A 12,132-nucleotide genomic window follows, 5' to 3' on the forward strand; every position below is an offset into this window, starting at 1 on the left:
GGCGAGTTCGCTGCTGGACACGCCGGCCGCGTCGCTCAACGACCCGGACTGGGCTGCTGCCGCGCGCCAGGCGCTGCAGCAGGCCGACGCGCGCCTGTACCGGCGTTTCGACCAGGGCGACAAGATCGAGCGCCTGCTGGCCCTGCGCGCGCGCGCGGTCGACCACCTGATCCGCATGGCATGGCAGCGTTGCCTGCCGCCCGACAACGGCCTGTCGCTGTTCGCGGTGGGTGGCTATGGTCGTGGCGAGTTGTTCCCGCGTTCGGATATCGATCTGCTGGTATTCGGTGACGCGGCCGCGCAACTGGCGCACGAGGATGCGCTGGCACGCCTGTTCGCGCTGCTCTGGGACTGCGGCCTGGCCGTCAGCCACGCGGTGCGTTCTGCCGCGCAATGCACCGAAGCGGCTGCCGACCAGACAGTGCTTACCGCGTTGATCGAAGCGCGCCCGATTCTTGCCGACGACAGCGCCCGGCGCGCGCTGCGCATGGCGGTGGATGCGGATGACCTGTGGCCGCCGCGGACCTTCTTCCTGGCCAAGCTGGAGGAACTGCGCAATCGCCACCAGCGCTTCGGTGATACCGCCGACAACCTGGAGCCGGACCTGAAGGATGGCCCTGGCGGGCTGCGTGACCTCAACGCGCTGGGCTGGATGGCCCTGCGTGCATTCGGTGTGCGCGACCTGGAGGCACTGGTCGGCCTTGGCCACCTGGGGGCCGACGAGGCCGCCGCACTGAAGCGCGAACGCGCGGTGCTGGCGCGCCTGCGCTTCGGCCTGCACCTGGTGGCGCGGCGTGCGGAAGAACGCCTGCGTTTCGATTATCAGAAGACCCTGGCGGCCCGCCTTGGTTTCGAAGACGATGCCGAGAGCCTGGGCGTCGAGAAGATGATGCAGGGCTTCTACCGCGCCGCGTCGGTGGTGCGCCGGATCAGCGACCGCCTGCTGCAGCGCTTTGAAGAACAGTTCGATGGTGAGGCGCTGCCCGAGCCACTGACCGTCGGCTTTGCGATGCGTCGCGGCTATCTGGCCGCGAACGAGGCCGACTGGCCGCGTGCCGACATCGGCCAGATCTTCGCCCTGTTTGCCAGCTGGGCCAACAATCCGCAGATACGCGGCCTGCATTCGCTGACCGCGCGCGCGTTGGCCGAAGCGCTGCCACAGCTGCCGGCCTACGAGCAGGCCGACGCCGATGCGCGTGAGCAGTTCATGGCCCTGCTGCGAGGCCAGCGCCCGGTCGATACGCTTTCGCGCATGGCGCGGCTGGGCGTGCTCGGGCAGTGGATTCCCGCCTTCGCCCAGGTCAGCGGGCGCATGCAGTTTGATCTGTTCCATGTCTACACCGTCGACCAGCACACGCTGATGGTCCTGCGTAACATCGGGCTGTTCGCCAGCAGCCGCGCCGACGAACGTTTTTCGATCGCGCACGAAGTATGGCCGCGCCTGCGCAAGCCCGAACTGCTGCTGCTGGCAGGCCTGTTCCACGACATCGCCAAGGGCCGGGGCGGCGATCATTCCGAGCTTGGGGCGGTGGACGCGCGCGCGTTCTGCCATGCCCATGGCCTAAGCGGTTCGGATACCGAACTGGTGGCGTGGCTGGTTGAGCAGCACCTGCGCATGTCGGTGACCGCGCAGAAGCAGGACATCGCCGATCCCGAGGTGATCCACCGCTTCGCCACCCTGGTCGGCAGCCGCGACCGCCTGGACTACCTCTACCTGCTCACCTGCGCCGACATCGCCGGTACGAGCCCCAAGCTGTGGAATGCGTGGAAGGACCGGTTGCTGGCCGATCTCTACTTCGCCACCCGGCGGGCGCTGCGCGAGGGCCTGGAGCATCCGGTGCCGGCCGCCGAGCGCGTGGCCGAAGCACGTGACAGCGTGCGTGCGCTGGTACGCGAGCAGGGCTACGACGATGCCACCATCGACCGCCAGTTCGCGGTGATGCCCGACGAGGGATTCATCCGCCTGCGCCCCGAGCAGCTGGCATGGCAGGCCGCCGCGCTGGTGCCGGTGAAGCAGGGGCAGACACTGGTGAAGGTGCGCCGGATCAGCGTTGATGACCCCGCGCTGGAGGTGTTCGTGCATTCACCGGACCGCGACGGCCTGTTCGCCGCCATCGTGATGACCCTGGACCGCAAGGGCTACGGGATCCATCGCGCGCGGGTACTGGATGGCCCGGCCGACACCATTTTCGACAACTTTGAAGTAAGCCCGGCCGATACCTTTGCCGATGGCAGCAGCGCCAATCTGGAGGCGGCCCTGCGCGAGGCGCTCAGTGGCGACCTGACGCGGCTGCGCCCCTCGCGCCGTGTCGTGCCACGACAGCTGCGCCACTTCCGTTTTGCGCCGCGCATCGAGTTCCGCGATGAGCCTGGTGCCACCCGTTTCGCGCTGGTTGCTCCCGACCGTCCCGGCCTGCTGGCCGACGTCGCGTACGTGCTGCGCAACCAGGGACTGCGCGTGCAGGATGCGCGCATTGCCACATTCGGCGAACGCGCCGAAGACACCTTCGTGATCAGTGACGAGCACGACCTCCCCCTGACTGAATCCGCCCGGCAGCAGCTGCATGACGCAATGCTGGCCTGCCTGGACCCTGATCGAAACGCCGGAGACCCCACCTGATGGCAACCAAGCCCGTAAAGAAGACCGCCGCGACCGCCAAGAGCGCAGCAGCCAAGAAAGCGCCACAACCAGCGAAGGCCGGCAAGGCCGCAGCGGTGAAGAAGGCTGCCGCGCCGGCCAAGGCACCGGTGAAGAAGGCGGCGGCCCGGAAGGTCCCGGTCAAGACCGCCGAAGCGGCGCGCGCTGAAAGCATCGCCCGCAAGTCGCTGCGCAAGCCGGCCACGCCGGGCGTGGAAGAACTGAAGTTCGGCATCGAGAGCGCCTTCGAGCGCCGCGCCACGCTGACCCTGCATGAGCTGGAAGGCTCGACCCGGCCGCTGGTCAACCGCGTGATCGACGGCCTGGAAAGCGGTGAATTCCGTGTCGCCGAGCCGGACGGGCAGGGTGGCTGGAAGGTCAACGAATGGCTGAAGAAGGCCGTGCTGCTGTACTTCCGCGTGAACGACATGGCGGTGGTCGATGCGCGTCCGGCGCCGTTCTGGGACAAGGTCGAATCGCGTTTTGCCGGCTATGACGAAGCGAAGTTCCGCCGTGGTGGCGTGCGCGTGGTGCCGGGTGCGATCGCGCGCCGCGGCACCTACTTCGGCAAGGACGTGGTGCTGATGCCGAGCTTCACCAACATCGGCGCCTACGTTGGCGAAGGCACCATGGTCGACACGTGGGCCACCGTCGGCTCGTGCGCGCAGATCGGCCAGCACTGCCATCTGTCCGGCGGCGCCGGCATCGGTGGCGTGCTGGAACCGCTGCAGGCCAGCCCGACCATCATCGAGGACCACTGCTTCATCGGTGCGCGCTCGGAAGTGGTGGAGGGCGTGGTGGTGGGTCACCACAGCGTGATCGGCATGGGCGTGTTCCTCAGCCAGAGCACCCGCATCTACAACCGCGCCACCGGCGAGGTCACCTATGGTTACATCCCGCCCTACAGCGTGGTGGTGTCCGGCTCGCTGCCGAGCAAGGACGGTACCCATTCGCTGTACTGCGCGGTGATCGTCAAGCAGGTCGACGCCCGCACCCGCAGCAAGACCAGCGTCAACGATCTGCTGCGCGGCCTGGCCGACTGACCGGGGCGCGCGCATGAGCACCACGATCTACGGTCTGAAGAACTGCGATACCTGCAAGAAGGCGAACAAGTGGCTGGACCGCTTCGGCGTGGCGTACACCTTCGTCGACTACCGCGACAACAAGCCCAGCCCGGAAACGCTGCTGGAATGGGCCGCGCAGCTGGGCGGCCTGGGCGCGATGGTCAACAGGTCGTCCACCACCTGGCGGCAGCTGCCGGACAACCGCAAGGCCGCCGATTCGGACGCCGAATGGAAGCTGCTGCTGCGCGAGTACCCGCAACTGATCAAGCGCCCGGTGGTGGTCACCGCCGATGGCAAGGTCACCCAGGGCTTCAGTGACAACGGCTTCAAGGCGCGTTTCGGCGTGGGCCAGGCATGAGCGCGGTTCTCGAGCTGACCTGCGAACTGATCGCGCGACCGTCGGTTACTCCCGACGATGCCGGTTGCCAGGCGTTGCTTGCAGAACGACTGCAGGGCGCGGGGTTCACCTGCGAGCACCTGCGCCTGGGCGAGGTCGACAACCTGTGGGCCACCCACGGCAGCGGTGCGCCGGTACTGGTGCTGCTGGGGCACACCGACGTGGTGCCGCCGGGGCCGCGCGAGGCCTGGCAAAGCGATCCGTTCGAACCGCAGATCCGTGATGGCGTGCTGTATGGCCGCGGCACGGCAGACATGAAAGGCAGCGTCGCCGCGTTCGTGATCGCCGCCGAACGGTTCGTCGCCGCGCATCCGCAGCACACCGGCACCTTGGCGGTGCTGCTGACCAGCGATGAGGAAGGGGATGCCATCGACGGCGTGCGCCATGTCGCGCGCCTGTTTGCCGAACGTGGCCAGCGCATCGACTGGTGCATCACCGGCGAACCCTCATCCACCGCCACGCTGGGTGACCTGCTGCGCGTTGGCCGTCGTGGCAGCCTGTCGGCAAAGCTGCGCGTGCAGGGCGTGCAGGGCCACGTGGCGTATCCGGACAAGGCGCGCAATCCGATCCACCAGGCCGCGCCGATGCTGGCCGAACTGAGCGCACGGCGCTGGGACGACGGCTATGAGAGCTTCCCATCGACCAGCCTGCAGATCTCCAACATCCACGCCGGCACCGGTGCCAACAACGTGATTCCCGGTGAGCTGGAGGTGGATTTCAACATCCGCTACAACCCGCACTGGGATGCACCGAAGCTGGAAGCGGAGATCACCGCGCTGCTGGACCGGCATGGCCTGCAGTACACCCTGAAGTGGCATCGCAGCGGCGAGCCGTTCTACACCCCGGAAGGCGTGCTGCGTGCTGCCGCACGCGACGTGCTGGCCGCACATGTCGGCCATGCACCGGAAGAAAGCACCGGTGGCGGCACTTCCGATGCGCGTTTCATCGCCCCCCTGGGTGCGCAGTGCATTGAAGTCGGACCGGTCAACGCCAGCATCCACCAGGTGGATGAGAACGTGCGCGTGGACGAACTGGAAGCGCTGCCGGGCCTGTACCAGCGGCTGCTGGAGCGGTTGCTGGTGTGAACCCAATGACGGAATGAGTTCCGCGCGGGTGGGGGCCGACCGTTGGTCGGCACCCACCCGCCGGGCATGGCCCGGCGGCACTATTCCGAAAAACTGAAGAACGGCGGCTTGATCGCTTCGCGCCAGTAGCTCGGCGCCGCCATGTAGAACTGCTGCGCCTCGGCCCTGGCAAACCAGGCGGCCGCCGCCTCCGGGTTCTTTTCCAGCCCCGGCGCACCTCGGCCCAGCAGCAGGCCGGCAAAGTACTGGCCGAATACGTTCCCTTGTTCGCCCGCGCGCTGGTAAAGCTGCAACGCGCGTAGCGGATCGCGTGGCAGGCCGACGCCCTTTTCCAGCAGCGCGCCCAGATCCACCTGTGCTTCGGCATCGCCTGCGGCCGCACGACGCTCGATGCGGGCGACCAGCGGATGCACGCGGTCATCCTTGGCCGCCACGGCGGCGGGCAACCCCGATGACGATGACGCATAGCGTTGGTAGACCATCGCGCGCAGGTCCCAGCGCAGGGCGTACTGCGCGTCACCGCGTTGTCGGTAGGCCTTGGCCAGGTCGAAGAAGGCGTACGGATTGCCATGGTTGGCGGCGGCCAGATACCAGCGCTCGCCACGCCGCCACGACGCCCGCAGAACAGGCGCCGGGTCGATGTAGGGGCTGTCGGCATGGTTCAGCGCGCCGCTGCTCCAGATGCGTCCCAGTGCTGCCTCGGCCTTGGTGTTGTGGAAGGTCCAGGGTGTGGTCGCGGCGGCGCGTTCATAGAAGGCAACGGCGCGACGGTCGTTGAAGCGCTCGAAGCTGTCGGCGGTGTTCCAGGCGCCCTCGAAGCTGCCATCGTTGCCGCGTTGCTCCAGTGCCTGCTGTTGTTGCAGCGGCAGGCGCGACGACGATGCGGGAACGCTGCGGCAGGCGCTCAGCGCCAGGCTGAGGCAGAGCAGGGCGGGCAGCACCCGCAGGCATCCATTGCGATGTTGCATTCCAGTACCACCAGGCAGGGCCGCGCAGTATGCGCCGGCCTGCCTGACTGTCCACGCACGTGGTTGCCGATGCAACGGTTGCGCGGCGCCGGAAACCCGGTTACGGTCGGATCCATGTCGCTCCGCCTCGCCACCGCCGTCAATAATTCCAACCGCAATAATCTGCGTACGAATAATCGTGCGCGGCCGATGCGGGACTGCGCCCTGGGTAGATAGACAGCAACATACGCCCGGACACCAGAAAACCCGCATCGGCCGATGCGGGTTTTTTTGTGCCCGGGCGCAGCCCACCCGGGCCTGGTTGGCCGGTCGAACACCTTCCCCCCGTGTACTTCCCCACAACAGGAGCTCCACCCATGTGTTCGATCTTCGGTATTTTCGGCCTGCAGGCCGGTGATGACCTTCCCGGCCTGCGCCGCCATGCGCTGGAGCTGTCGCAGCGCCAGCGCCATCGCGGCCCGGACTGGAGCGGCGTGTACCTCGACGACGGCGCGCTGCTGGTGCATGAGCGTCTGGCCATCGTCGATCCGGCCGGTGGCTCGCAGCCGCTGCTGTCGGCCGACGGCCAACTGGCGCTGGCCGTCAACGGCGAGATCTACAACCACCAGCCGTTGAAGGGCGCACTGGCCCAGCCCTACGACTTTCAGACCGGTTCGGACTGCGAGGTGATCAACGCGCTGTATCGCCAGGGCGGATCGCCGGCACAGTGGCTTGAACAGCTCAACGGCATCTTTGCCTTTGCACTGTGGGATCGCCAGGCCGGTCGTGTGCTGGTGGCGCGCGATCCGGTTGGCGTGGTGCCGCTGTACTGGGGCCATGATGCGCAGGGGCGCCTGCGCGTGGCCTCGGAAATGAAGGCACTGGTCGACACCTGCGCCGATGTCGCGCAGTTCCCGCCGGGCCACTATTACGACAGCGCCAGCGGCGAACTGGTCCGCTACTACCAGCAGCCCTGGCGCGAGTATGCCGATGTGGAGGGCCGCCAGGCCGACCTGGCCGAGCTGCGCCAGGCCTTTGAACACGCGGTCGAACGCCAGTTGATGAGTGACGTGCCGTATGGCGTGCTGTTGTCGGGGGGACTGGATTCGTCGCTGGTGGCGGCAGTGGCCGCACGTTACGCGCGTCGCCGCATCGAAGACGGCGGCCAGAGTGAAGCCTGGTGGCCGCGCCTGCACTCGTTTGCGATCGGCCTGAAGGGTTCTCCCGATCTGGCCGCCGCCGCCATCGCCGCGGAAGCGCTGGGTACGGTCCATCACGGTTTCGAGTACACCTTCGAAGAAGGCCTGGATGCGCTGCCGGAGGTGATCCGCCACGTCGAAACCTATGATGTCACCACCATCCGCGCGTCCACGCCGATGTTCCTGCTGGCGCGCCGGATCAAGGCGATGGGGGTGAAGATGGTGCTGTCCGGCGAGGGCAGCGACGAGATCTTCGGCGGCTACCTGTACTTCCACAAGGCACCGGATGCACGCGAGTTCCACCAGGAGCTGGTGCGCAAGCTCGATGCCCTGCACAACTACGATTGCCTGCGCGCCAACAAGTCGATGATGGCGTGGGGCGTGGAACCGCGCGTGCCGTTCCTGGATCGTGAGTTCCTCGATGTGGCGATGCGTTTCGATGCCGCGCACAAGATGGTCGGTGCAGGCTTCGGTGGCCGCCGCATCGAGAAGGCGGTGCTGCGTGAAGCGTTCGAAGGCTATCTGCCCGACAGCATCCTGTGGCGCCAGAAGGAGCAGTTCAGCGATGGCGTTGGCTACGGCTGGATCGACGGCCTGAAGGCGCACGCCGAGGCGCAGGTGAGTGACCGGGTGCTGGCCGCGGCCGACAAGCGCTTCCCGCACAACCCGCCGCAGACCAAGGAGGCGTACTACTACCGTCACCTGTTCGAGCAGTTCTTCCCCAGCCATGCCGCGGCCGAAACCGTGCCCGGTGGCAAGTCGATCGCCTGTTCCTCGCCGGCGGCGATCGCCTGGGATGCCAGCTTTGCCGCTGCCGCCGATCCTTCCGGCCGCGCCATCGCCGGGGTGCACGAGCAGGCCCTGGCCTGATGGTTCCGCCGGGCCGTGCCCGGTGAGCCCTGCGGCACAGGGGCGGCGGGGGCCGTATCATCAGCGCCTGCACATTGGGGAATGTTCATGGACGTACAGACCGGAGGCAGCAGGCCACCGATGAAATGGGGCTGGCGCTACCTGGCCTGGGCCGGGATTCCGTTGCTGGCCGGCCTGGCGCTGGCGCGCTACGCCGGGCCGGGCGTGCCGGCAGCAGCGGCCAAAGCGCACGCTGTTGCAGGCAGCGACTGGTCGCATCATCTGGCCTCGCCGCTGGGCTTGTTCCTGCTGCAGCTGCTGGTCCTGCTGCTGGTTGCCAAGGGCGCGGGGGCACTGCTCAAGCGCTTCGGCCAGCCGGCGGTGATCGGCGAAATGGCGGCGGGCCTGATGATGGGCCCACTGCTGCTTGGCAGCCTGCTGCCACAGCTGCACGGGGCACTGTTCCCGGCCAATTCGCTCGGACCGCTGGGCATGCTCAGCCAGCTGGGTGTGCTGATGTTCCTGCTGGTGGCCGGCGCCGAGCTCGATCTTGCCGCGTTGCGCGGTCGCCGCAGGTTTGCGTTCACCGTCAGCCATGCCGGTATCGCCGTGCCCTTCGTGATGGGCGTGGCACTGGCGATCTGGCTGTTCCCCGAACACGGGCCGCAGGGCGTCGGCTTCACCGCCTTTGCGCTGTTCGTCGGCATTTCCATGAGTATCACCGCCTTCCCGGTGTTGCTGCGCATCCTCGCGGACCGCGGCATCACCCAGACCCCGCTGGGGCAGACGGCCATCGCCTGCGCCGCGCTGGGTGATGCAACGGCATGGTGCCTGCTGGCGCTGATCGTGGCGGCTGCGCAGGCCACCGGCTGGCTGTCGGCCAGCATCAACCTGGTCTGCGTGGTGCTGTTCATCGGGTTGATGCTGGGTGCGGTGAAGCCCTGGTTCGCGCGTCAACAGATTGCGCCCGGGCGCGAAGGCCGCTGGCTGCTGGGCGTACTGCTGCTGTCGCTGGCCAGTGCGCTGGTGACCGAGGTGCTGGGCATCCACGCGTTGTTCGGTGCGTTTGCTGCGGGTGTTGCGGTGTCGTCCAACGAGCAGCTGCGCGACCTGCTGGTGGCCAAGGTCGAACCCTTCGCCGTGACCCTGCTGCTGCCGTTGTTCTTCGCCATGACCGGCCTGCGCATGCGTGCCGATGCGCTGCAGACCAGCGACATCCTGCTGTGCGTGGCGGTGATCGCAGTGGCGACCGTCGGCAAGCTGCTGGGCACCTTCAGTGCGGCGCGCAGCACCGGCATGGCGCATCGCGAAGCGTTGCGACTGGGCGTGCTGATGAATACCCGTGGCCTGATGGAACTGATCGTGCTCAACCTGGGCTACGAACTGGGCCTGCTCGGCGACCGCCTGTTCGCGGTGCTGGTGATCATGGCGCTGGTGACCACGGCGATGACCGGTCCGCTGTTGAACCTGATCGAGCGGCGCAGGGGCTGACGAGGTGGCCCCCCCGCCGGGCATGGCCCGGCGTTACCGGGCGGGGACCAGCGTCATCGCATGCTGTGCCTTGCCCGGCAGGAACGGCGTAGGGCGCCCGTGTACCCAGTCTTCGTGGCCTGCTCCCCAATAGGGCGACAGCGGATGCCCGCTCTGGCCGCCGGGCATGTGCACGATGCCGTCGGCCTCATGGCCGGGCGAGACCACCATGCGCTGCGAGGCGCCGAAGTTCGGCGTCTGCACCCGTGGCATGTCGCGGTCGCCGGGCAGCGGCTCGGCCGGCATGCACAGCCAGCGCCCGGCGAAGGCGGGCAGGGCGCGTGCCACCGGGTGGCAGATCGCGGCGGTGTTGCGCTCGCCCCAGGTGCGGTGCGCCAACGGCCCCTGCGCCGACAGCTCCGCTTCGGTATGGCGCGCGGCATCGGCCAGCAATGCATCCCAGCTCGGGTAAGCCGGCGGCAGCAGGTTGGCCGGGCGTTGTTCCAGCAAAGGCCAGGCAACACCTTCCAGCTGCGCCAGCCGCGGCTCCACATAGTCATTGCCCAGCGATGCACGGGCCGGTGCCAGCAAAGCGCTGGCAAGGACATCCAGCACCTGCGTGCGGAACGCGCGCACGATCCGGTAGCTGACCGAACTGGTCGATGCCCGCCCATCCCAATGCGCGCTGGCTGCATGCAGACGCTGCAGTGCGGGGTCGTCACTGCGTTCGGTCACCTCCTGCAGCAGTACCCACCAGCGCTGCAGGAACACCGCGCGGTCATCGAGCTGGATGGCCAGCAGATCATGCTCATCGAAGCGCTGCTGCACACGCAGCAGGTCACGGATCTGCTGCCCGCGCGCGCCCAGGTCGTAGCCGCCATTGCCCAGCGCAGCCAGCTGCGCGTCGTCCACCACGCGGCTGTTGGCCGTCCACAACCGGTGCTCTGGCGGATCGACCAGCGTGGGCGCGGCGTCACTGCGGATCGGCCAGGGTGCGCACCCCTGATCGGCATGGCTGTGGTTGAATCCCAGCGGCACGCAGCCGGGGCCACGGTCCGGCCTGGCACCGATCAGGCGCCAGGCGATACGCCCGCTGCGATCCCCGATGACCAGGTTCTGCGCGGGGATTCCGGCATGGTCTGCAATCTGCAGTGCCTGGTCCAGATCGGCAGCACGCGCCATGTCGGCGAAATCCATGCGCACCGCACCCGGCAGCTGTGCGACCCAGCGCAGCGCGTCGCCACTGCCATCGGCACGGGTATGCAGGATCGGGCCCCACGCGGTTTCGCGCACCGGGAACACCACATCGTCCTGGCCGGCGACGGCGATGCGCTCCTGATGCACCGTCACTGCGGCCGTGGCCGGTTCAGTGCGGAAATCGGCCGTGTCGATGTAGCTGTTGGTGAAGCCCCATGCGACGTGCCCGTTGCTGCCGACGATGACCGCCGGTACGCCGGGTAGCGAGAATCCGCTGATATCGACCTGGCCGCCGGCCGCCTGCGCATCGGGGTAACGCAGGCGCACGCGGAACCACAGGCTGGGCGCGCGCAGCCCAAGGTGCATGTCGTCGGCGACGATGGCGCGGCCATCGGCGGTGAGCGCACCGGCGACGGCGAAATTGTTGCTGCCGACCGCGTCGACCTCCTGCGGGGCGGTAGCCGGTGTGGCGTTGAGCGCACGCAGCTGCAGCTGGCTGGCGTCGGGCAGGGTGGCGTTGCCGCGTGGCTCGCCAAGCAGGGGGGCATCCCATTGGCTGCCGTCGTGCGCCAGCAACGCGTACAACGCCGGCGGCACCACCGCGCGGATGCGGTCCAGCGCAAGTTCGGACTGATTGCCGGGGTCCTGCAGGTCGGCGTACATCGCCAGCCCGGCAAGCACACTGTCGCTGGCCTGCCACGGCTGCGGCGCCTGGCGCAGCAGCAGGTAGGCCCAGGGACGCACCGGCAGCGCGCCCAGCCCCTGGTTCACACCTTCCACGTAGGCGCGCACGGCGGCAGGGTCGTTGCCCAGTGCGTCCTGCAGGTGCGCGTCCGTACGCGCGCGCAGGCGGTGCACGCGCATGCGCTTGTCGGCTTCGATCGCCTTGGGGCCGAACAGTGCCGACAGCTCGCCGGCGGCACTGCGGCGCATCAGGTCCATTTCGAAATAGCGCTCCTGCGCATGCACGCGCCCGAGCGCCCGCAACGCATCGGCCTTGCTGCCGGCGGTGATGGTGACCACGCCCAGCGCATCACGTTCCAGGGTGACCTTCGCAGCCAGCCCGGGCAGCGCCTGTTCACCGTCCAGATCGGCCAGGCTGCCACGCAGCAGCAACCACGGGACCAGCACCGCAAGCAGCACGATGGCAACCAGCGCGCCCAGCAACCACCGCCACGTACGTCGCATTGCAGGTCCTTTCCGAACGGGTGGGCCGATTGTAGCCGCAGGTGCAACTGCGACTGATTCCGATTAGATCACCGCATTCTGAAATGCGGCACCCTATG

The 12,132-nt window shown here is 68.0% G+C and carries 8 protein-coding genes; 6 read left to right on the plus strand and 2 right to left on the minus strand.

Features of this window, described 5'->3' with window-relative positions:
• Positions 1 to 10: 10 nt before the first annotated feature.
• Genes ACVOLJ_RS06665 through dapE form a run of 4 tightly spaced genes read left to right on the plus strand, consistent with a single transcriptional unit; the run spans position 11 to position 5,184 of the window.
• Positions 11 to 2,620, plus strand: a complete 2,610-nt coding sequence (locus ACVOLJ_RS06665) for a [protein-PII] uridylyltransferase (protein ID WP_481563784.1) — start codon at positions 11 to 13, stop codon at positions 2,618 to 2,620.
• The gene (dapD, locus tag ACVOLJ_RS06670; protein WP_481563752.1) at positions 2,620 to 3,681 is read left to right on the plus strand and encodes a 2,3,4,5-tetrahydropyridine-2,6-dicarboxylate N-succinyltransferase; all 1,062 of its coding nucleotides are present in this window, start codon (positions 2,620 to 2,622) and stop codon (positions 3,679 to 3,681) included. Before ACVOLJ_RS06665 ends, dapD begins: the two co-directional genes overlap by 1 nt.
• Positions 3,682 to 3,694: 13 nt before the next feature.
• Positions 3,695 to 4,060 carry an arsenate reductase gene (locus ACVOLJ_RS06675; RefSeq protein WP_475277937.1) on the plus strand — a complete coding sequence of 122 codons (366 nt, stop codon included), beginning with the start codon at positions 3,695 to 3,697 and terminating at the stop codon, positions 4,058 to 4,060.
• On the plus strand, positions 4,057 to 5,184 hold the full coding sequence (dapE, locus tag ACVOLJ_RS06680) for a succinyl-diaminopimelate desuccinylase (RefSeq protein WP_481563753.1): 1,128 nt from the start codon (positions 4,057 to 4,059) through the stop codon (positions 5,182 to 5,184). Before ACVOLJ_RS06675 ends, dapE begins: the two co-directional genes overlap by 4 nt.
• Before the next feature lie 80 nt (positions 5,185 to 5,264).
• Here the strand turns inward: dapE and ACVOLJ_RS06685 are convergent, their stop codons facing one another.
• Positions 5,265 to 6,152 (minus strand): tetratricopeptide repeat protein, encoded by an 888-nt coding sequence (locus tag ACVOLJ_RS06685; RefSeq protein ID WP_481563754.1) that lies wholly within the window; start codon positions 6,150 to 6,152, stop codon positions 5,265 to 5,267.
• Positions 6,153 to 6,508: 356 nt separating this feature from the next.
• Here ACVOLJ_RS06685 and asnB point away from each other — a divergent pair, with 356 nt between their 5' ends.
• Both asnB and ACVOLJ_RS06695 read left to right on the plus strand, forming a co-directional pair.
• Positions 6,509 to 8,200 carry an asparagine synthase B gene (asnB, locus tag ACVOLJ_RS06690; RefSeq protein WP_481563755.1) on the plus strand — a complete coding sequence of 564 codons (1,692 nt, stop codon included), beginning with the start codon at positions 6,509 to 6,511 and terminating at the stop codon, positions 8,198 to 8,200.
• An 81-nt stretch (positions 8,201 to 8,281) separates the two neighbouring features.
• The gene (locus ACVOLJ_RS06695) at positions 8,282 to 9,670 is read left to right on the plus strand and encodes a cation:proton antiporter domain-containing protein (protein ID WP_481563756.1); all 1,389 of its coding nucleotides are present in this window, start codon (positions 8,282 to 8,284) and stop codon (positions 9,668 to 9,670) included.
• A gap of 33 nt (positions 9,671 to 9,703) precedes the next feature.
• Here the strand turns inward: ACVOLJ_RS06695 and ACVOLJ_RS06700 are convergent, their stop codons facing one another.
• The gene (locus tag ACVOLJ_RS06700; protein ID WP_481563757.1) at positions 9,704 to 12,034 is read right to left on the minus strand and encodes a penicillin acylase family protein; all 2,331 of its coding nucleotides are present in this window, start codon (positions 12,032 to 12,034) and stop codon (positions 9,704 to 9,706) included.
• Positions 12,035 to 12,132: the final 98 nt, after the last annotated feature.

It is taken from the genome of Stenotrophomonas sp. STEN046, from assembly GCF_056759755.1.